This is a genomic window from Desulfovulcanus ferrireducens (genome assembly GCF_018704065.1).
GTDB classification, from domain to species: Bacteria; Desulfobacterota; Desulfovibrionia; order Desulfovibrionales; family Desulfonatronovibrionaceae; genus Desulfovulcanus; species Desulfovulcanus ferrireducens.
Genome location: NZ_JAGUQP010000020.1, coordinates 1 through 22,883, shown reverse-complemented (window position 1 = coordinate 22,883; position 22,883 = coordinate 1). Strand labels below are relative to the sequence as shown.

Here is a 22,883-nt window from a genome sequence, read left to right as displayed (position 1 = left end):
AATATTTTATTCTTCAAGTACTAGTAAGGGCACTTATTTAGTAAGTCTCAAAATGACATTGAGGTTACAAGGATAGCCGATAGCCTTTTCCTTTTACCATCCTACCTACTCAACCACTCACCTACTCAACCAAAGTGCAGCGATCGGATAGTACCCCATAGACTGTCTGGTAACAGACCATTTAAAAGGCCTAGCCGAGCAAAGCTTTCCTTAATTGATTAACGAACAACAAGTGTCTTTGCTCGAGTTGAAAATATTCCAATCCCATAAATAGCCAAGAAAATTAGCCAATTACTTTAGAGCAAAAACTTCGTCAAATCGTATCATAACAACCACATTTTTTGGATCCCCCGAGGCTCCTACCGATAAAGGATGTATGCAGCTTGAATATTAAGGTTATTTCCAGTATCTAGGCCAAGGTTGGAAAAAATTAAGAAATTACTCTTACTGATGAACTGACGGGGAGCGAACACTTTTTGCTGCCTGAGATGTACACGGCAAATATTTTTAATAATTTCAGATAATTATATGCTTACCACAAAACAGTTTTTAGTCAAAATGACAACCTGTTATAAACTACACACCAGACTTTCACCCTTCATAATCTATTTTTTATCTCTTTATTTCCTACTTTCACCTAACCTGGGGTTCAGTCTTGAGCCAGGAGCCTTGAAGCTAAAAATCCAAAAAAACAAACAAACCTTACGCAATGAAAAACAAATCATTAAAAAATTATCAAAAAAAGAAAAAAGTTTGTATACACAACTGGCCAAAATCGAGGCTAGAGTACAAAATATTACCCAACAGTTAATGACCCAGGAACAAGAGCTTTCAAGCATAAAAACCAAAGAGGCCTCGATTTTAAAAGAATACCAACATCTAATTACGAGGCAAAAAAAGACCCAAAAAAGACTTAATCAAATTCTGTTTACTTTATGGCCCATTTACCTGCAAAACCTGACCCCAAATCTTGGTCAGCTCCAAAATTGGGCTGAGGCAGACCGGTATATTGTGTGGCTAAAAAATCTCTATACCCATGCTCGGTCCACATTTGCCAAACTCAAATCACAGTCAAATCAAATTTCTGCCAGGTTAGCCCAACTCCAGGAAGTAAAAGAAAGGGCTTTGGTACAGGTAAAAAAAATCAATCACACAAAAGACAAACTGCTAAAAGAAAAATTAACTTATCTGCAAAGAGTTCAGGAAATCAGAGCCCGAAGACTGGCCCAAGAGGAAAGAATCCAGGAAATTCTATCTACAATTCACTCTCTTAATTACAAGTTAAAAGTTCTCACCACCAGAGATTTTGCCCGACTTAAAGGCTATTTGCCTTGGCCGGCCAAAGGCAAAATAAAAAAACGATTCAATCTATCTGCCAGACCACCACAAAGGGGGATCAGCCTGGCCCTGCCCCCCAACACCACCATCAAGTCTGTTTCCTGGGGCAAAGTTGTCCATAACGATACTTTACGCGGATTTGGCAAAGTGGTCATTATTTTTCATGGTCGAAACTATTATAGTTTGTATGCGTTTCTGGCCAAAACGTTTGTCCAGCTCGGCCAAGAGGTAGAAAAAGGGGAGCCTATAGGAGTCTGTGGTTTCTATCCGCAACTCAAAGAGAGCGGACTTTATTTTGAATTGCGTTTTGGCCAAAAACCGATTAACCCTTTGTATTGGCTCGGCTGAACAGAGCGGTGAAAGGTATGAAGGGGGAAGTTAAGGAATTTGAGTTTAAAACTTGGAGGATTGGCGCAGCACTTCACCCTCAAACGCTTTTAAAATTTTATATTCTACTATCTTAAGCCTTAGACCATGAGTCTTATTCCTTAAATTTTATACCCTATGCTTTGTAACATTGAACATTGTGACTAACTTTATGAAAACGGAGGAAATTATGCGTTTGGGTCACATCCTGGGAACTATAGTTCTTTTGGTTCTTTTTAGTCTTACTCCAGGTTCCAGCTTAGCAAAAAATAGCAGTAATTATGAAGCTCTAAAACGTTTCAGTCAGGTTCTGCACCTCATTGAACAAAATTATGTCCAGAAAAAGGATCGTCAGGAGCTAATCAAAGGCGCCATTCAGGGGATGCTTCAGGAATTGGACCCGCACTCATCCTACATAGATTTAGATGAATTCAAGCTCATGCAGGAAGAGTTTTCTGGCGAGTTTGGCGGAATAGGTATCCACATTGGTATGAAAGATAAAAAATTAATGGTTATTGCTCCCATTGAAGATACACCTGCCTATAAGGCCGGCCTAAAAGCTGGCGATCTTATTCTGGAAATTAATGGAGAATCAACTCAAGGCATAACCCTGACAGAAGCAGTGAACAAAATCCGTGGCCCCAAAGGAGAACCTGTAGAACTGACGATTTTGCACAAAGACGCGCAAAAACCTGTCAAGGTCAAGATCATTCGCGATACCATTCCCATTCACTCGGTTAAAAGCAAAGAATTGGAACCAGGTTATCTCTATTTACGCATCATTGACTTTAAGGCCAACACTACAAAAGAACTAAAAAAAGAGATTCAAAAATATACAACAAAACAGAACTTAAAGGGTATTATTTTAGATCTCCGCAACAATCCTGGAGGGTTGTTGGATCAAGCTGTGTCTGTATCTGATCTCTTTTTATCAGACGGGTTAATTGTCTACACCCAGGGGCGAAATAAAGAGAGCAGAAAAGAATATTTTGCCCACAAACAAAAAGATGATGTTACCTGTCCTTTGATTGTGCTCATCAATGCTGGTTCTGCTTCTGCATCTGAGATTGTGGCCGGAGCCCTAAAAGATCAGAAAAGAGCTTTACTTCTGGGAGAAAAGACCTTTGGCAAGGGGTCGGTACAAACTATTATTCCTTTATCTGATGGTTCCGCCATTAAGTTGACTGTCGCTCTCTATTACACTCCCAAAGGTCGGTCCATTCAGGCCGAAGGCGTTGAACCGGACCTGAATATCCCCTTTGAACCACCTCGCCCAAAAGATACCAATAACCATGCATTCAGAGAAGAAAACCTGACCAAACACCTGGAAAATCCTGATAAGAAAAATGATAAAGAAAAAGAAAAGAGAGAGAAACTAAAAGCTAAGGAAATGTTGGAAAAAGACAATCAACTGCGTATGGCTCTCGAACTTGTCAAGACTCTGCCTACTATAAAGGCTTTAAAAACCAAATAAATATTAAAGCGTGAAAAAGACGCCCTAAGCTGAAAGCTGGAAGGAAGCATTGTATCCTTTCAGCTTTCAGCAATTACCTTTGAACTTAAAGCTTATACAATGCCAGCCAAGTCATCTAAAAAAAAATCCTCGCGCAAAAAAAATAAATCCAACAAGTTCAAAAATTTTTTACTTATTTCCATCGTGGGCTTAACTTTTGTTGCTCTGGTTACTGTTCTTCTGCTGCCCCCAAAACACAAAACCACCCGCCATTCCACCCAAATCAAAAAAAGCACAAAATCCAGTTCTCCATATAAGACTCCCAAACCCTTCTCTCCGGCAAAAAAGAAACCGTATGTCTATGAAGAAAAAATCGGCCAGGAATATGATGCAAAAGTCCGTCAGGCAGACCTGGCTATTTTGCAGACCATTGTTACCTGGTCCAAACAAGGGGCTAAGCTTGAACATAAAAATATTGAAACCAGATATTTTCACGGCAGCCCGTTTCATTTTCAAAATATATCTGTCTATCTCCCTGTAAAAAGTTCTATCTTTTTTAAAAGATTACAAAAAAACTTGAATGACTTTGTTGGTAATACCAGGCTGATATCACAAAATCGCCACCAATGGGCCATTGTCATAGATGGTCAAAAAACACATATTCTAAATATAGAAATTGAGCCCTTTCATCCTTCTCCCGGTGAAAAAATCGGTTATTTAGCCATCATTATTGATGATCTGGGAGAAAGCGTCCATTATGCCCAGAGTCTGGCCAACCTTGACTTTCCTATCACGTTTTCAGTGCTACCTTATAATACCAGGACCAAAGAAGTATGTTCTCTGGCAAAAAGGTTGCAAATTGAAGTCATGCTTCACCTACCCATGGAGCCGAATGGATATCCTGATCGGGCAAATCCAGGACCAGGCGCGTTGTTTGTACATCTAGGGCCCGTGCAAATAAAATCAACTTTTATCGATGATCTACAACAGGTTCATGGCGCAGTAGGTATAAATAACCATATGGGGTCTCGCTTTACCAGTGACAAAGAAAGCATGGGTGTGCTCTTCGATGAAATCAAGAAAAAAGGACTTTTTTTCGTAGACAGCCTGACAACTTCCAAAAGCGTAGCCAAAATCCTGGCCAGAGAAAAAAATATCCCCTATTTACAGCGTCACGTCTTTCTGGATAATGTTCAAGAAGAAAAGGCTATTTTATTTCAATTACAAAAGGCTGAGAACATCGCCTTAAGAAAAGGTACGGCCATAGCCATAGGTCATCCCTATGCTCAAACATTAAAAGCCCTCCAGGAGTGGGAAAAGATAAGGAATACATCCGTGCAAATAGTTCAGGTCCGAGACCTGCTAAGAATTAAAAGTTCCGGATTCTGAGTTTATATAAAATCGTTGAGTAATTAAGAAACGTTAATGGAACGGAATCTTCAGATACAAGATACAAAACTTGCACTTTCAGCCAACACTTTGTAGGAAGCGCAAAAAAAACTTAACGGAGGATAAAATGGTCGAGAGAACTCTTTCTATTATTAAACCGGATGCTGTGCAGAGGAATCTGCAAGGGGCGATATTAAAGATGATTCAGGATGCTGGCCTGAAAATAGTTGCCATGAAGATGATCAGACTGACTAAGAAAGAAGCCGAAGGCTTTTATGCCGTGCACAAAGACAAACCTTTTTTTGACAGTCTAACAGAATATATGTCCTCTGGTCCTGTTGTTGTTTCTGTCCTGGAAGGTGAAGATGCCATCAATAAGTACAGACAGCTCATGGGCGCAACCAATCCAGCCAATGCCGAGGAAGGGACTATCCGCAAAAAATTTGCTCTGGATATTGAAAAAAACTCCGTACATGGTTCTGATGCCCCGGAAACTGCAGCCACAGAGATTGCCTACTTCTTTAACCAGTTGGAGATAGTTGGCTAATGATAAAAAAAATAGGCTTTATTGGTGCGGGAAATATGGGCGGGGCCCTCATAAGGGGCCTTGCCCCCCGAGAAGACCTGGAAATTCACGCCTTTGATCTAGACCAGGAGAAAATAAACAACCTTGCTCAAAATATTGAGTTCACTTCCTGGCAAAGCATAACCGATTTGATCGAGCATTCCGATTACATCGTTCTGGCAGTAAAACCGCAGGTACTAAAAGATGTTGTTCGGGAGATCAAAGACCATCTAAATGAAAAAAAATGCCTTATCTCTATTGCTGCGGGGATAAAACTAAAAAATCTGATCAAGTGGAGCAATAATATTTGCCCTGTGGTACGGGTGATGCCCAATACTCCAGCCCTTGTGGGCAAGGGAGTTTTTGCCTTGTGTTTTGATCATGACCTGACCCAAAACATCGATCAAAATTTTATCACCTCCTTATTTGCCACTTTAGGAGAGGTACATATCCTTAAAGAGGAATACTTCGATATCTTCACCGCGCTGGTTGGTTCCGGGCCAGCCTATGTTTTTTATCTTTTGGACAGTTTTATAGATGCAGGTCTTACCTTTGGCCTGCCTCGAGACATGGCCAGAAAAATGGTCTATGCACTGTTTGAAGGCTCGATGCACATGGTCCAAAACAGTAGTGACCGGCATTTGGCTGAATTAAAAGAAATGGTTACCTCCCCGGGCGGAACCACTATTGCCGGGTTAAACAAACTGGATCAAAAGGCAGTTAAGGCGGCTATCATCGAAGCTGTAGAGGCAGCCTGTAAGAGAAGCAAGGAAATTGGGGGACTAAATAGTCTGGTGGGAGCATGCGATGGGCTGCACTTGGGTTGAGTAGTTGAGTAGGTGAGTTGTTGACTAGGTTAGGATGATCAGTGGGTATGGGATTCCGTAGTAGAATTTTCCCCTGATTGCCGCCAGATTCTGGATTATTGCCACTGCACAGGTTTGATTACTTAATTATGACAAAATTTTGCTAAATTGAACAAAAAAAGAGAAAACAATCTGCAGATGCAATGCCAAAATTAAGGCTTCTCAAAAATCAGTACAAAAAGCGGATGCGCCCGAATCTGGGTCAAATCCCGTTTTGACCGCCAAATTGAAAATCCTGGTTTCTTGAATGCATAAAAAGGCAATAAAGGGCTACAATCAGTGCAGCCCTTTATTTTTATTTGCCTCAACGACTTTGGAAACATCCATCATGCGAACGAGTCCCCTGGCAACCTCCCTGGGATCAAAGTCATCGCATGTAACTTCGCGTACACACAATTTCCAGGCCCCATTTTCATCCTGACCAAGATAAAGACTTCTTTTAACCGCAGAAGTCTTTTCTTTTAAAATTCCGGTAGTAAAAAACGGACGGGCATAATCGGCATCCTCTTCCAGCCATTCATAACGCACTTCATCTCTATTCTCGGGGAGAATTTCAAAGTACTTCTCTGTCCACTCACACTGGTCAAAAATTTTCTTTAGTTTATCATACTTTGAGTCCATGGCTTTTCCCTGTTACTGTCTGTTTTTTTAACAACATACTCTAACCATTCAGCCTTAGAAGTATCTTATCCAACTTTTGAACGATATCTTTTGTATCTTCACCCACTATCCTGATCATGGGCTCTTTACCTACTTCTCCCTTGTCCGCGACGGCTACAACCTGCTCCGGATGAGGATGATTAGATAACGCCGCATACGTGCCCCACTCCAGGGTAGAACCCTCTTTTTCCTTTAACTCCTTGGGTTCATCCAGACGGTCAAACCAGGCCAAAGTAAAACCAGCCTTCTCTACTGCCTCTACTATCTGCTGGTTATATCTGATATTTACTGCACAATGGACCCTAGGATTAACTCTGTTGGCGGCCAGAACGACTTTAGCCATGTGGCTGGACGCCCCAAATGCCGGCCAGCCCACAATAACCTGTCCGTCGGATGTGTTGGAGATACGTCCTTCAAAAGCAGCCACATCATCTATATTTTCCGGCCAGGGCAACGCTAGGGCAATATTCATGCGCACTTCAGGAATAAGAAGATGAAAATTATCCCGTTTTAATATCTCTCGTCTCACCTCTAGAAGTTCTTTAGTCACCCGCTTCTTAAGCTTAAGCTTTATAAGAGGTGCCAGATGGTTAACCGGCCCAGTTCCTGCCCCCAGATCAAAACCAGCGTTTAGCGTAAGTTGTAAATAATCACGCGCCTTTTCCACTGCCGGGAAAAGTTCAAGTCCTTGACCTAAAAACGTGGCGATAGCTGCAGACAAGGTACATCCCGTACCATGAGTATTTTTGGTAAAAATTTTGAGACGCTTGATAGGCACAGGGGCCTTACCTTTTATGGCCAGCCAATCAACCATCTCCTGCCCCTCAAAATGCCCTCCTTTTAAAAGTACAGCTCCGGGGCCTAAGGCAAGCAATCTTTCTAAAGCCAAAAACAGATCCTCTTCCCCCTCAATAGAAGCGACTCCCGATAAAATCTCTGCCTCAAACCTGTTCGGGGTAAGCAAATCAGCCAGGGGCAAAATCTTTTCCTTCAATAACCAGACTGCTTTTTTCTCTAAAAGACTCTGCCCTGACCCACTTACACAGACCGGGTCTACTACCAAAGGAAAGTCTTTATCTTTTAAACCCTGACTGACTTCTTCAATAACTTGACAAGAGTAAAGCATCCCTGTCTTGGCTGCGGCCACAGGAAAATCTGAAAGTACTGTTTGCAATTGTTTTGACACAAATCCGGGCTCAGTTGCAGATATTCCCTCAACTCCTTTTGTATTTTGAGCAGTCAAGGCAGTAATAACTGATAAACCATAGCCACCCAGGACAGTAATGGTCTTTAAATCGGCCTGAATTCCTGCGCCACCGCCAGAATCTGAGCCAGCAATAGTCAGAATACATTTTGGCTGCATTGATAACCTCTAAAATCTTAACAACACCAATAAACTCTATAACCTTTTTCTCTATACTATACTATCTTCCCCCGCTTCGACCGCTTTACCGTTTCCCTGCTAGCCTTTTCTCAATCTTGGCCCAGGAATCACGCAAAGTCACGGTGCGGTTAAATATGAGATGATTCTCTTGCGAGTCCGGATCAACACAAAAATATCCCAACCTCTCAAACTGCACCCTATCACCCGGTTTACACTGGGCAAGATTTGGCTCCAATAAACAGTTTTTAAGTATCTTTAAGGAATCAGGATTGATATATTCCTTAAAACTAATCCCCTTTTTCTCATCTTCAGCAGGGTTAGGTTTAATAAACAAGCGATCATAAAGACGCACTTCCGCCTTAACAGCGTGTTCAGCACTGACCCAATGGATGGTGCCTTTGACCTTACGGCCATCAGGCGAATATCCTCCTTTGGTAGCCGGATCATAAGTACATCTTAACTCAACAATCTCGCCTTGCTCATTTTTGACTACCTCCTGGCAGGTAATGTAATAAGCATACCTTAACCGCACTTCTCTTCCAGGAGCCAGACGAAAAAACTTTCTGGGAGGGTCTTCGCGAAAATCATCGCGTTCTATATAAATTACCCTGGAAAAGGGTACCTTGCGGGTCCCCATGGATTCATCTTCCGGATTATTGATCGCTGTCAGTTCTTCCACAACATCTTCCGGATAATTGGTAATAACGACCTTTAGAGGATTTAACACGGCCATAAACCTTGGGGCTTTTTTGTTTAAATCATCGCGTATACAATGCTCCAAAAGGGCCATGTCCACGATATTATCACTTTTGGCCACACCAATTCGGTCACAAAAGTCCCGGATGGACTCGGGAGTATAGCCTCTGCGGCGCATACCGGAAATAGTGGGCATTCTTGGATCATCCCAGCCCTGAACATGCCCTTCATCAACCAGTTGAGAGAGCTTACGCTTGCTCAAAACCGTATAGTTTAAATTCAGACGGGCAAATTCGATCTGCTGGGGATGGCACTCAACCTTTAATTCGTCTAGAAACCAATCATAAAGAGGCCGGTGATCTTCAAATTCCAGAGTACACAAGGAATGAGTAATACCCTCTATGGAATCTGACAGGCAATGGGCAAAGTCATAGGTAGGATAAATACACCATTTATCACCTGTGCGATGATGACTAGCCTTAACAATACGATAGATTACCGGATCGCGCATATTGATATTTGGCGAGGCCATATCAATCTTGGCACGTAGTACGCATTCGCCTTCAGCAAATTCCCCGTTTTTCATCCTCTCAAAAAGGTCCAGATTTTCCTCAACACTGCGATTTCGATATGGACTCTCTTTTCCTGGCTCGGTTAAAGTACCTCTATAAAGGCGCATCTCTTCCGGACTCAGGTGACAAACATAGGCCTTTCCCATTTTAATGAGTTCTACTGCATACGCATACATTTTATCAAAATAATCCGAGGCAAAGTAGAGATGCTCGCCCCAGTCAAAACCCAACCAGCGGACATCCTCCATGATCGACCGCACATATTCAGGATCTTCTTTCTTAGGGTTGGTATCATCAAAACGCAGATGGCACCGACCCCCATAATCCCTGGCCACGCCAAAATTAAGGCAAATAGACTTAGCATGGCCAATATGCAGATAGCCGTTGGGTTCTGGCGGAAAACGGGTAATAACAGTCTTATGCTTTCCGGTCTTCAAGTCTTCTTCAATTATATCCCGAATAAAATTTGATGGCCTTGGTTTCTCATTCTTGGTCATCCAACCTTCCTCCAATGATTCGTGCTTCATGATCCGTTAAAGTTATCATCTATTCTCTTTTCACCTTTTATGGTAAAAATTGCCCTGAACCAGATTAATGTCAAAAGCAAGGTTACTTATAGGCTACTTCTTCAAGCAGGACAAGGTATGAACTGTCTGTCAAAAAACAAAATCTAATATTAAACGTTGTTTTCGCTTGTCTGCGTCCATCTGCGTTCGTCTGCGGTTAAAATGCTTTCATAAATAGCAAGTACAGCCATCGGATGCACCCCTCTTTACCGCCAAAGAGTCCAGCCTAAAGCGGCACTCGTAAATGACGGGAAAGAGAAAACTTTTTGGAGTGAAATATCCAGCGGGTGCACCTTGAAAATCCCTGCGTTTAGATTTTCTACTATTATTTTGTTTAAAATATAGACCAATTAATATCCGAATTTATAGGATGAAGTATATTTATACCACCTTTCTCTATCTTAAACTCATAAAAGTGGTTATCTATATCACTCCCTTTTGATTTGATTACACCAATCACTCTTTTTATCTCGGCATCCGAGGCTAAGTATTTCATCTGAATATAGGTGTCTGCTATATAAGATATACCGTAATCTTCAACATGTCCCGGAACAATCTCTTTGGTAAAAATAGCTGTTATGCCTAGTCTTCTGAATTCATGAACCAGAGAATATACAAGATCCTTCATCCTTAACGGATCTATTACCCTTGAAACAAGATCGAATATAGAATCAATAGTTACCCTGCTATAGTTTCCTTCCTTAACCAACTTTATTATTTCAAAGGAAACAATATCCGGATCTACTTCAACAGGACTTATAAATTTAATATCAAGAATATTCTTATCGACATATTCTCTTACATTCATTCCTAGATTTTCCATGAACTCAATAATTAAGGGCGATGACTCCTGAAACGATATATGCAGCCCTCTTTTACCCTTTTTTGCCCCTTCAGTTAAAAATTTAAAACAAAAAGTAGTTTTCCCTGTTCCCGGTTCTCCCTTTATAAGTGCTATTGTTCCTTTGATTAAGCCACCTCCAAGCAACTTATCCAGAGTAGGTATCCCAACTTTTAACCTATCTCTTATTGATATTTCTTTATTATAGGGGGAAGATTTTAGCCTTGGAAAAACTTTTATTCCTTCTTCTGTTATGATGAAAGGATGTTTACCTTGGTAAAAATCACTGCCCCTAAATTTATCTATACTAAAATATCGTCTTTCTGTATTTGCAACACTAGTTTTTTCCATATTAAAAATTATATCTGCTATAGAAAATACTGAAGAATGATTATCTGCATACTCTCCTACCAACACAACAGTTTTATTTTCAAGATAAGATTTGATAGATAAAGTATATACTATCTTCCTCACAAGTTCATCCTGTCTTAATAAATCTTCCAACGCCTTAAAACTATCTATAAATATTATATCTGGATCATATCCAACCACTAATTCTTCTATGGTATTAAGTAAATTCGTTTTATTACTATCTGAAAAAATATTTTTTTCCAATGAAACAACATTGATACAATCCAATAACTTTTTATCAAAAAACGTGAAATTGGACATATCGAATATAAGCTTTAATGATGGCTCAGAAACTGTCCCTATGTAAAGTGATTTTTGCCTAATCCTAGCAAGATTAAACATCCATTGAAAACAAAAAGTAGTTTTCCCTGTTCCCGGTTCACCTTTTATAACTACAAGAGAGTTTTCAATTACTTGTTGGTTTAATATCTTGTCTTGAAGATACGGTATATCTAAAATCATTTTGTCTTCTCCTGACATCTTTCAATCTTTTCAGCAAAAGAAACGCCGATGGCTAATTTTATCTTTTCGAATAACGTTTCTTTGAACCCTTCTATCTCTTCCAAAGAAAAACTCTGTTCTCCTAAAAATAATAGTCCTCTCTCGGTTATTGTCATAGAAGAAGCAAAGCTGTTTTCCTTTTTAACCTCTACTTCACGAGCTTTCTGAAAAAGTGTAAATGTTGAAATTGTTCCAACCATTTTTCCCAACTCATCAAATATGAAGTTTAATTTCTCTATCTCCAATAGCATATCTAATCTCCAAATAAATTCTGTGGACGTGACAAATAAAATCCTTGGCCATAGTCAATATCCACCTCTTTTAATTTATCAAGTATAGCCTTGTTTTCTATCCACTCGGCAACAACAGATATTCCCAGTTCTTTACAAAGCGATGTTATGTTAGAAATGATTTTTAAGTCTATACGTTGATTTACGCAATCTTTAACTAACGAACCGTCTATTTTTATTATGTGTGGATTTAGAAGCTTTATGTATTCATAAGATGAATAGCCACTTCCAAAGTCATCAATAGCTATATTATAACCTTTTTCTTTTAATTGGTTTAAAAAAGTAGCTATCGTAAAAATATCATTTATATATTCTCTTTCGGTTATTTCTAAAACAACTTGTTTTGGATTTATATGATACTCTTCTTCTATATTTAAAAACCATTTTCTATTTTCATCAAAGAGTAAAAATCTGCCGGAAAGATTTATAAAAATCCGTTTTCCATTAAAAAGAGATGTCTCTTTCTTTAAGCGAAAAACTTTGTCTATTATTATTTTATCTAATTCACCCCATAGTCCAAGTTCATCCAAAATTTCAAAGTAAGCATATATGGATTTATACTCATTATCTACTTTAACCCTCGCCAAAGCTTCATATCCCAAAATGTTTCCACTTTTAAGATTATGTATTGGCTGAAAAAAAGGATAAACTTCTTTGTTTAAAATTTTCGATTTTATAAACTCAAACCCACTAACAATTTTTTTGTGAAATTTTTTGATTTCATCTTTCGATTTTAGTACCTGGACATTATTTTTTCCTCGCCCTTTTGCTTTTTTTACGGCAACACGTAAAGCTGACTCAACATCTCCCAAACTATCTATTGTCTTTGGTACCTCTATTAACCCCATGCTTACGGTTATCCTAATTTTCTTATCATTTAATATATTAGCTTTCTCCACCCTTTTTCTAAATTGTTCAAAAAAATCATAAGCTTCCTCAACGCTTGTAAAAGGACTTAATATCAAAAACTCATCGCCGGCAAACCTACCAACAATATCAGTTTCTCTTAAATAGCTCTTAATCATATTACCGACAGCTTTTATTACGTTATCCCCTACTATTACTCCATATTTGGCATTTATAAGTTGAATATTATCAATATTTAAAAGAGCAATACTCATAGGCTGATCAGCAGTTTTAGCCTTTTTGATTTCAAACTCTATCAGTTTAAATAATGTTTCTCTAGTATAAAATCCAGTAAGAGTATCTCTCTCACTTACAGCGGCTAGTTTTTTACCAGTGGATCTCACCAAAAACATAAAACCTAATTGTAAACCAATATTTGACAGAATAACTAAACTTACTTCATCAACCCCAGAATCGTCTACAAAAACAGAAAGAAAAAACTCAGTTTCCATATTCGGTAACGCATATGGTATGGTGATGATTCCTGTCTTATTTTTATTGTTTTTATTTATTTCTAGATTTATTATTTCTTCAGTCAACTTTTTATTTTCTTCATAAATATCAAATCCTATAAATTTTATATGTTCCAACATTATGTTTTTCTTCATTTCTAAATTATCTGATTTACCATCTATTTCATTGCGTGGCAAAACAAACAACATTTCTATTTGATTTTTTGTCTTAAAAGTAAATGCTAAGGAATCTATATTCAACTTTTGGAAAAGACTCTCAAATGGTTCTTTTAAAATAAGTTCATGAGTAACGGTTGGGCTAAATGAACTTATTGGCGTAAAATCTCTTATAATATTAAGAGCCTCTATAACATTCATCAAGCAATCCCCTTTACCTTATCCGATAAAAACTCTACCTGTACACCAATCTATTTACAGATATGATAAAATTACAACCTGGTTTCCAACTTTTCTTCTGACTGAAACTTGACAGATAATTTCTTAGTCAAGACAGAATTAGAGTTTTCCTATGAATATATTACCTATATTCAGGAAAAGAAAGCGCTATGCTCTAGAAACTAAATATTAAAACAAAATAATTTGTATCACCAAATTTTAAAACTAAATTTTAAAATCAAGATAATAGCCACATACAAAAAAAGCGGGGGTGGTGCCCCCGCTTTTGCACCTATACTTCACTTTCTTCACATTGAACAATCTGCTCTTTGTTTTCCCCTTGAACATCCTGGACCAGAGACAGCTCTTCAACTGAAAATACTTTGTTTATATCTAAAATTATTATAAATTTATCATTATATTTACCCATACCCTTGATAAAATCACTGCGAATTTTAGTTCCCAATTTTGGTGGAGGTTCAATAGTTTCCGGATCAAGCTCAAAAACCTCTTGCACAGAGTCTGCTAAGGCACCCATGATGGTTTTCTCTCCATCAATTTCGACTTCTACGATTATGATACAAGTATTCACGGTCCGCTCAGTCTCGCCCATACCAAATTTCAAACGCAAATCCACGACAGGGACGGCTTTGCCTCGTAAATTAATCACTCCGCGCATGAATTCTGGTGTCTTGGGAATGCGAGTAATATTCGTATAATCTAGAACTTCACGCACAGAAGCAATATCCAAAGCAAAAAGGTCTTCATCCAAAAAAAAGGTCAGATACTGATTTGTAGCTATGCCCTTGTCTTCGATCATATTTATAACCTCATTGTTTATCCTATTACTTAACTAGAATCTTACCTCTTTACTCATAATCCCTTCCCCTCTAAAACACTTAGAACCTCTCAAACTCTTTATCATCTTCGTCACCGTCCAATTGTAAATCTATCCCTTCAGGAGCCTGAGCTGACTTAGTAGACGAGGCTGGCTGCATTGTACCTGTCTGTTTTAAAGTAGAAAATGCCTGTTGTACCGGTCGCTTTTTATTGACTGGGCTATGCGAGGCCCTATCTATATGAAAGAAAGACATGGTAGCCTGCAACTGCTGTGCCTGGGAAGCCATTTCTTGTGAAGTAGAAGCCATTTCTTCTGCGGCAGAGGCATTTTGCTGCACCACCTGATCTAACTGCTGGATAGCCTTGTTGATCTGCTCAGCTCCGGTATTTTGTTCATTGCTAGCTGCAGTGATCTCCTGAACCAACTCCGCTGTCCTTTGAATATCCGGAACAATCTTTTGTAGCATTTCCCCGGCCCTTTCAGCCACATCTACACTGCTAGAAGACAGTTCACTGATCTCTGCTGCTGCAGCCCCACTTCGCTCCGCCAATTTGCGTACTTCTGCAGCTACTACCGCAAAACCTTTGCCGTGCTCCCCTGCCCTGGCCGCTTCAATTGCAGCATTTAAAGCCAACAAGTTCGTCTGCCGGGCAATTTCCTCAATAATTGAAATCTTTTCAGCAATCTCTTTCATGGCCGTCACTGTTTCCTGTACAGCTTTACCACCGGATTGGGTATCCTGAGCCGCTTTTAGGGCTATCTTCTCTGTTTGCTGGGCGTTTTCCGCATTCTGGCGGATATTTGCTGCCATTTCTTCCATGCTCGTCGACACCTCTTCCAAGGCTGCAGCCTGTTCTGTGGCCCCCTGAGAGAGCTGTTCAGAAGAAGTACTTAATTCCTCACTGCCTGAGGCCACGTTCTCACTGGCTGACTGGACTTCTGCCACAACTGTCCGCAGTTTATCCACCATCTCATTTAATGCTTTGGCCAAAATACCGATTTCGTCTTTCTGATCGATGTCCAATTTCTGGGTAAAATCACCTTCTGCCATGGCTTGAGCAAACCTAACTCCTTTAAAAATTGGATTAGTAATAGATTTGGTTAAAACTATACCCAATAGCAAGGCAAAAATTACGCCTATAGCCACACCTATAATGATTATGGTCATACCTTTTCCGCTGTCAGCTTCAGAAAGTTCGACTGCCCGATCACTGTCTTGAATATTTAAGTCAACAAGCTTATCTATCAAACTAAAAACTTCTTTACTTTGGCTCTCAGACTCAATCGACATCAAGTTATTCATCTGTTCATAAATATCCATTGCCTTTCGAGCCTCTGCGCTTAATTCACGAATATACTCTAAAGTCTTTTTAGCAGCCGGGTAAATAGTATTTACAAAAACAGCTTCCGCACCTTCAATATTACCCTGGGTCACCAATGATTTTACTTGAGCCACGCTCTGGTGGAGCGTATTGTGAACATGTTCGATTAGCTGGACAGTCTTTTTAATGTGCTCATTTTTGGTGTCTATGCCAAGTATCCACTGTCCTAAATCACATTTGGTTGGGTCCTCTCCTCCTTCTAATTCGTGACCAAAATGAATAAACTCATTCAACTGTACCAAAAGTCTATAATGCTCGCCTCGAAAACGCTGTAACTCTTCTTTCAATTTGTATGGATTTAACACATCCATTTCCTGCAGTTTTTTGGACAACCCAATGATTTTGTTATTAATTTTTACCCATTCCTTGATCTCTGATGCAAGTTTTGTCCATAATGCTTCGTCATCAGAGTGTTTTGGCAGTCCATCATATACTGCCCAGGCCTTCCGATATCTTTCTCTGGCCTTGCTTATATTTTCATATTCTACATCGCGTTCTTCGCTAGTCAGATCAGGGGAAGTCAAAGTTCGCACAGCCTCCATTATAGCTGTGGTTTCACTTTTAATCTGTAACATGGACCGCACACCGGGCAGACTTACCTTGCCAACATCTTCGATGTGTCTCTCGAGGTTTTTAGTTACATAAACCCCGACCAAACCCACTCCTAGAGCAATGATGGCCGTAAAAATAAAGCCACCGATCAATTTTACTCCCAACTTGACATTTTTCATTTCTTCCTCCTTTCAAGTTGAAAAATGGTAAACTTTTTTATCTAGCTTCCCCAAAAAAGAATTGGCTCTTTGATACTTTCTCAAAAGACATCTCCAACGGGAGAAGTCTATACGGCCAACATTGCCTTTGTGGGGTTTTTAATGTGTAAGAGATAGTCTTAGTGATGTTATATTGATAAACAATGTCTACAAAAACTTGTACAAGACATGTTTTTACATAAAAAAATTAGCCTATCTTCTGATATACACTAGGAGCAACCTGCATCAACGGCAATTGCATGCCAGATAAACTTTCAGAGTGCCCCAAAAAAAGATAACCACCACGCATGAGATAAGAACAAAAACGCAAGATAACTCTTTTTTGAGTGATGCGATCAAAATAAATAAATACATTACGACAGAAAATAATATCCATTTGTTTGCGGAACTTAAATTCTCGCACAAAATTTAACCGCCGGAACCTAACTTTGGTCCTGATCTCTGGAGCAATGCGGACCAATTTTTTGCTTCTGTCTCTACTCCTTAAAAGATATTTTTTCTTTAAAGACAATGGGATTTTCAAAGCCTTTTCTTCTGGATAAATAGCCTTCACAGCCTTTTGCAGCACCTTATTATTTATATCTGTGGCAAGAATAAGGAAATTAAATCCAGGATTTTTTTCAGCAAAATCCTGCAAGACCATAGCCAAACTATATGGTTCCTCACCTGAGGAGCAACCAGCACTCCACAAAAGCATGGCGCGCTCATAACCGTAGGTATTAAGCCAGAGGGGCAAAATGGAGTTGACAAGAAAGTCAAAATGGTTGGGTTCGCGAAAGAACTCCGTAGTATTGGTGGTCACTGCATCCACCAATTCAGGGAATTCAGATTCAATGCCTTTTAACCTGAAAAGGTAATTACAATATTCTTCAAAAGAATTGAGGTTCAAATGTCTCAGCCTTTTCTGCAACCTAGCCTGTAGCATGGTCTTTTTGGCCGGAGATATACTTATACCCAAATGTTCATAAATAAACCTTCTGAGCCGCTCAAACTCATCATCGGACATCTGCGGGAAAGTAAACATTCTTTTAAAGATATTGGAGACTACAGTCCCTATTACAGGTAAAATTTCTTTTAAAATATCGTTGCCCAAAAAGCCAAAGTCTAAGTCAAAAAATAACCTTTAGTGCGTTGTCCTTTCTATACCTGTCTCTAAGTACATCAAATCGGACACATCTAAAATCAGGGCAATGTTGCCGTCACCTTTGATTGTGGCTCCGGAAATACCAGGTACATCGCGATATACTCTCCCTAGACTTTTGATTACGGTCTGATGCTCACCAATAACATTGTCTACCACAAGACCTATGCGGCTCCCCTGGACGCGAGTGATGACCACCTGTTCAATTTCTGGCGGCCTTCCTTGTATATCAAAACAATCCCGCAAAACTATGTAAGGAACAATCTCTCCCCTTAAATTGATAATCTTATCTTTCTTTCGCTTTACTGCATGCTGACGTTTAAGCTCTACACACTCCTCTACAACAGAAAGGGGCAAAATAAAAAAATCTTCGCCTACCTGGACCTGTAAACCGTCAATTATGGCCAGAGTCAGGGGGAGACGCAAAGTTATGGTTGTACCTTTACCCCATTCACTCTCCACCTGAATACGCCCACGCAAGGCCTCAATATTACGTTTGACTACGTCCATACCCACCCCGCGACCGGAGACATTAGTCACCTGAGACGCAGTGGAGAATCCCGGAGCAAAAATCAAATCGTAAATCTCCTGATCATTCAATACTGCATCAGCAGAAATTATACCTTGTTGAATAGCCCTGGCTCTGACCTTTTCCTTGTCTATCCCAGCCCCATCATCAATGATACGAATAATCACCTCCCCGCCAGAGTGTTCTGCAGCTAAAACCACAGTTCCTTGGGGAGGTTTGCCTTTGGCCATGCGCACATCAGGCGTCTCTATACCATGATCGATACTGTTTCTGAGCAGATGGACCAAGGGATCATTCAAACGTTCAATTACCGTCTTATCCAGCTCTGTTTCCTCCCCTTTTGTTACCAATTCAATTTCTTTATCCAGATCCCGAGAGAGATCGCGGACCAACCGCCTAAACTTACTAAAGATAGTTCCTATAGGCAGCATTCTTATTTCTAATGTGCTATCTCGCAGTTCATCACTTAACCTCTCCAATTCCTCGGCCAAAGTGGTTAATTGCGGATCTTGCATGGAACAAACTAGTTGGCTGAGCCTGGCCTGGACAATAACCAATTCCCCCACCAAATTTACCAGATAATCTAACTTCTTAGCTGGCACGCGAATGCTGGAAACAATGGCTGACTTGCTTTTTTTCTTCAGAATCTGTGCCTGGCGAACCTCCTCCTGTTCCGCTAAAGCAGCCTCCACCTTTTGAGGTGATAATAAACCAGCTTCCACCAAAAGCTGACCAAGAGGCTTCTGAAGTTTTAAAAATTTCTGTACCACTTCAGGGCTAATATCTCCCCGATCTACCAAAATTTGACCTATTTTTTTATATCCTCTCCCTTCGACATCCTGGACATCAATTTGTTCAATTTTTAGCTCGCAATCATCCTCTACAAAAATAAATACATCCTTGATAGCGTCCAACCCCTGATCGGTAGTTAAAATCACATCCCACCACACATAACATAATTCCGGATTAAAATCGTCCAGTCCAGGAATATCCCCAGTATGCATAACTACCCTACACCGACCCAAAACACACAGTTCTTCTATCAAGGCTGCAGGATCAGATCCGGTTAAAAAAATCTCCTTCTGTGGCTTAAACATGATTCTATAAGACCGAATCTCTTCTGCCGCCCTAACCTTCTCCAAGTCTTTTTTATCATCGCCGTCAGGTTTTACTTGACTTGGTACAATCATACGCAGACCAGCAATTATTTCTTCGGCCTGAAGTTCAGATTCCGCTTCACGGCCTTCAAGCATAGCCAAAATCAAATCTCTGGCCTTAAGAGTCAGGTCTAAAAGATCTTTGCCGACCTTGATTTTACCTTCCCTGACCTGATCAAAAACAGTTTCCAACTCGTGAGTAAATTTAGAGATGTCGTCAAAGCCAAACATGGCCCCAGAGCCCTTGATAGTATGCATGGCCCGAAAGACCCTGTTGATTAACTCCTCGTTATCCGGGTCTTCTTCGAGTTCCAAAAGGGAAGACTCCAATTCTTCCAAAAGCTCTAAGGCCTCTTCCCGAAAGGCCTGTCGACCCTGATCCTGAAAAGACATGATTTACCTCTTTTGGCAAAAAGTTATTGATTGCCAATAGGTTAAAAACAAACAGATAAATCTTTAGAAACTCGAGTTAATAACCTATCCCTTCAACACTTTCTTAACCACAGCCAATAATTGCTCTGGTTTAAATGGCTTCACAATCCAGCCAGTAGCGCCAGCCTTTTTACCTTCCATTTTTTTCTCGGTCTGAGACTCAGTGGTGAGCATAATAATCGGAATAAATTTAAATCCGGGCTTGGACCTGACTTGGCGGATAAGTTCAATCCCATCCATATTAGGCATATTTAAATCCGTGATAATCAAGTCTAGCGGACCTGTTAATTTAGCCAAGGCATCCTGACCATCCTTTGCCTCAAGTACTTCATAGCCTGCCCCTTTTAAAGTAAAGCAAACCATCTGGCGCACACTGGCAGAATCATCAACAGTCATAATTTTCTTGGCCATCTACAACTCCTTAATGTTGGTTTTATTCTTTACTAACTTTAATACCTCAGGAGAAAAAACTTTCATCTTTTTCAACATACACCCCAAACTCTGAGCATACTTTTTTAGTACCTCATTCTCGCTGACCATAAAGGACAGTTGACTGTTCCACGCGCTTTTTTGTGCTGCTAAAAGCGCCTGGATAAAACACAGATCCACCTTTATCATGTCATCTAAATCCACAAAAATATCTTTTCCCTGAGTTAAAACCTGATTTAAAGCTTCTTTAATCTTTTCTCCATGCTCTATGGTCAAATCGCCTTTAAACTTAAGATAAACCCTATCTCCCTCATCTATGATCTTAAATTTACACATGATAACCTCGCGAATTTTTGGAATTTTTATCCCGCTCACCTCTCTATGTTAAAACAACTCCACATTCTCATCAAAGTCATCATCAAATAACTCAACATTCTCATCTTCATCGACAGTGTATTGCTCTTCTTCTCCCTGCATATCCATATGAATCAACCGTTCACTTTGCATGGTATATTTGGACAAAAGCCCTTTCAATTTTTCAGAACTTTCCGCACTATAAGCAGCCGGCACAATGGCTCCAGCTTCCTGGACTAGAAGACGTAACTCTTGTTCCACCCCTTCAAGCTCTGCCACCACCTTTTCATGGACATCAATCTCTTTAACAACCCTTTTTATCTCATTTAAAACAGCCTCACTAGCCTGGGAACTCTGGGAAAACTTTTCCTGAACTTGTTTATTCAACCCTATAAGCTCGCTTATGTGATGAGATAAATAATCTATCAGTTCATCAGTTTGGCCATGGTCAAAGGCCTCATCCACATCTTTTGCTAAAAGTTGAGAATTTTTAACTATTTCTTGCAACAACTTGGAAATATTATCTGTCTTTTCTCTGGCCTCCATGGACAGCTTTTGAGTAGCCACCGCCAGCACACCCAATGCCCTTCCTTTATCTCCTGTGTGGGCAGCCTTGATACTAGCATTTAAAGCGATGAGTTCTATCTCCAAGCCCACTTCTTCTATGTATTCAACAAACTCGTTCATCTGACTCACACTTTCTATTACACTATTCATCATCCCGGAAATCTGCTCATTTTCCTGAACCGCAATGCGCATGTCTTTGGCCACATTTTTGATGCCCAAACTTATACCTTCCAAAAGGCTAGCCGCGCCTTCTTCTTCAAAACCATGAGTACGGGCCAAGCTCTTATGTAACTTGCTTATTTCAGTTTCAATTCCGGTTAAATTATCCAATAGAGTCACTACAGCCTGATAAAATTTATCCCGAGCATATCTTAATTGTCTAAGCTGTAATTCACCTACCTCTTTAAACCAGGCCACCACCTCCAGCATCTTATGCTCTTCATCCCCTTGACCTACGTCTTGAAGCAGAGAGTGGACCTCAAAAAGAACCTCCTGTATATGTTCCAGTTGTTGCCTGGTAATGTCGTGAAACTGCATAGACGCGACTACCGTACTGATTTTATTTGCGATTTCTTTTGCTCCTTGTTCCACTTCCATGGCAATTTGCGCACAACTCTGCTGCAAATTCTTTAGTACCTCTAAATTTTCATTTAAGTTTACAAATACATTCCGTAACAATTTATCTTGCCTGTTTTTCAGCCCCACAGTTTGTACCTGAGCCAAATCAACTTTTTTCCCCAATGACTGGGCTGTTTGTAAAATTTCCTGGCCATAGATTACTATTTTTTGCGCTAGTCCTTCAACATCATCCGCTAACGTTGCAAAGCCAATTCCCACTTGACCAAGTCTGGCACTTTCAATTCTAGTAAAAACCCCCAAAGTTTGTAGCCTGCGCACAATCTTTTTAAAATTTAAGACATAAGAACCAAGTTCCTTAACCTGCCCTAGCTCTTTGGCCATACCTGAAATAACACGATCGTAACTCGTCTGAACATAACCTTTTCTCAGCCTATCCAACCCTTGTTCCAGGCCTTTAACTATGTCTTCAATTTTTTCTCCCCCAGCAACTCCGACCAACACCTCGGTCTGTTCTTTAAAAGCTAAAATTTCTGAGTTTATACGCTGAAGATTTTCCCCCAACATGAGGAAATCTTTTTCCCTGTCTTGAATGGAACTGGCCAAACCCTGGCCGAGTTTAGGCAAAATTTTACATCTAAAAATAAAATCTTGTACTCTTTTTGTGGAGTTTATTTCATTCATAGCTGTCTCCATATTCTACGTATACACATTTTTCAAAAAAAATACAACCATAATATGTATTAACCTTCATCAATTCATTTCTTCTAAAAGAAAAAGAGTATTGCGAGTTAAACTTTCCTGAACAAACTAACTTCTAACCTATTGAAACCATAAAATTTAACTTTAGATTAAATAGAAATAAAAATAATGCTTCACGGACTCAACGATAACTTTTCTAAATACAAAACAAAAAAATAAATTAGGGATAATTATTGTTGAAATAATTTTGTAAACTGCAATTATTAAAAAATATCACTAGTGTCCGGTTTAAATTTAACCAAAAGAGCAGATAAGATAGAGTTATCAAGCAAATTTAAGTGATCTAGATTG

18 protein-coding genes are annotated in these 22,883 nt (G+C 39.7%); 5 read left to right on the top strand and 13 right to left on the bottom strand.

The annotated features are described in order from the left end of the window. Positions 1-528: 528 nt before the first annotated feature. The 5 genes from KFV02_RS08090 to proC all read left to right on the top strand — a co-directional run bounded on the left by KFV02_RS08090 (position 529) and on the right by proC (position 5,938). Entirely contained in the window at positions 529-1,686 is a 1,158-nt protein-coding gene (locus KFV02_RS08090; RefSeq protein WP_252381042.1) for a murein hydrolase activator EnvC family protein, read from the top strand. Positions 1,687-1,894: 208 nt separating this feature from the next. Beyond that, on the top strand, positions 1,895-3,178 hold the full coding sequence (locus tag KFV02_RS08085; protein ID WP_252381041.1) for a S41 family peptidase: 1,284 nt from the start codon (positions 1,895-1,897) through the stop codon (positions 3,176-3,178). A 99-nt stretch (positions 3,179-3,277) separates the two neighbouring features. Continuing rightward, a complete protein-coding gene (locus KFV02_RS08080) occupies positions 3,278-4,546 on the top strand; it encodes a divergent polysaccharide deacetylase family protein (RefSeq protein WP_252381040.1) in 1,269 nt (422 codons plus the stop codon). Between the two features lie 127 nt (positions 4,547-4,673). Further along, a complete protein-coding gene (gene ndk / locus KFV02_RS08075) occupies positions 4,674-5,093 on the top strand; it encodes a nucleoside-diphosphate kinase (protein ID WP_252381039.1) in 420 nt (139 codons plus the stop codon). Further along, positions 5,093-5,938 (top strand): pyrroline-5-carboxylate reductase, encoded by an 846-nt coding sequence (gene proC / locus KFV02_RS08070; protein ID WP_252381038.1) that lies wholly within the window; start codon positions 5,093-5,095, stop codon positions 5,936-5,938. The genes ndk and proC overlap by 1 nt, the downstream gene beginning before the upstream one ends. Before the next feature lie 315 nt (positions 5,939-6,253). Here the strand turns inward: proC and KFV02_RS08065 are convergent, their stop codons facing one another. The 13 genes from KFV02_RS08065 to KFV02_RS08005 all read right to left on the bottom strand — a co-directional run bounded on the left by KFV02_RS08065 (position 6,254) and on the right by KFV02_RS08005 (position 22,514). Next, on the bottom strand, positions 6,254-6,598 hold the full coding sequence (locus KFV02_RS08065) for a hypothetical protein (RefSeq protein ID WP_252381037.1): 345 nt from the start codon (positions 6,596-6,598) through the stop codon (positions 6,254-6,256). Positions 6,599-6,638: 40 nt separating this feature from the next. Beyond that, positions 6,639-8,000, bottom strand: coding sequence for a bifunctional hydroxymethylpyrimidine kinase/phosphomethylpyrimidine kinase (thiD, locus tag KFV02_RS08060; protein WP_252381036.1), 1,362 nt, complete (start codon positions 7,998-8,000; stop codon positions 6,639-6,641). 85 nt (positions 8,001-8,085) lie between these two features. Beyond that, positions 8,086-9,786, bottom strand: coding sequence for a glutamine--tRNA ligase/YqeY domain fusion protein (locus tag KFV02_RS08055; protein ID WP_252381035.1), 1,701 nt, complete (start codon positions 9,784-9,786; stop codon positions 8,086-8,088). Between the two features lie 403 nt (positions 9,787-10,189). After that, a complete protein-coding gene (locus KFV02_RS08050; RefSeq protein WP_252381034.1) occupies positions 10,190-11,569 on the bottom strand; it encodes an RAD55 family ATPase in 1,380 nt (459 codons plus the stop codon). Further along, a complete protein-coding gene (locus tag KFV02_RS08045) occupies positions 11,566-11,853 on the bottom strand; it encodes a hypothetical protein (protein ID WP_252381033.1) in 288 nt (95 codons plus the stop codon). Before KFV02_RS08045 ends, KFV02_RS08050 begins: the two co-directional genes overlap by 4 nt. An 8-nt stretch (positions 11,854-11,861) precedes the next feature. Then, complete coding sequence (locus KFV02_RS08040; protein ID WP_252381032.1) at positions 11,862-13,634, bottom strand: EAL domain-containing protein; 1,773 nt, start codon at positions 13,632-13,634, stop codon at positions 11,862-11,864. 310 nt (positions 13,635-13,944) lie between these two features. Continuing rightward, positions 13,945-14,472, bottom strand: a complete 528-nt coding sequence (locus tag KFV02_RS08035; protein ID WP_252381031.1) for a chemotaxis protein CheW — start codon at positions 14,470-14,472, stop codon at positions 13,945-13,947. Positions 14,473-14,551: 79 nt separating this feature from the next. Next, entirely contained in the window at positions 14,552-16,606 is a 2,055-nt protein-coding gene (locus KFV02_RS08030) for a methyl-accepting chemotaxis protein (protein WP_252381030.1), read from the bottom strand. A 226-nt stretch (positions 16,607-16,832) separates the two neighbouring features. After that, positions 16,833-17,738, bottom strand: coding sequence for a CheR family methyltransferase (locus KFV02_RS08025; RefSeq protein WP_252381029.1), 906 nt, complete (start codon positions 17,736-17,738; stop codon positions 16,833-16,835). Between the two features lie 30 nt (positions 17,739-17,768). Continuing rightward, entirely contained in the window at positions 17,769-19,865 is a 2,097-nt protein-coding gene (locus KFV02_RS08020) for a chemotaxis protein CheA (protein ID WP_252381028.1), read from the bottom strand. Positions 19,866-19,949: 84 nt separating this feature from the next. After that, on the bottom strand, positions 19,950-20,315 hold the full coding sequence (locus KFV02_RS08015; RefSeq protein WP_252381027.1) for a response regulator: 366 nt from the start codon (positions 20,313-20,315) through the stop codon (positions 19,950-19,952). Next, complete coding sequence (locus KFV02_RS08010; RefSeq protein WP_252381026.1) at positions 20,316-20,669, bottom strand: STAS domain-containing protein; 354 nt, start codon at positions 20,667-20,669, stop codon at positions 20,316-20,318. A gap of 48 nt (positions 20,670-20,717) precedes the next feature. Beyond that, the gene (locus tag KFV02_RS08005) at positions 20,718-22,514 is read right to left on the bottom strand and encodes a methyl-accepting chemotaxis protein (RefSeq protein ID WP_252381025.1); all 1,797 of its coding nucleotides are present in this window, start codon (positions 22,512-22,514) and stop codon (positions 20,718-20,720) included. Positions 22,515-22,883 lie beyond the last annotated feature (369 nt).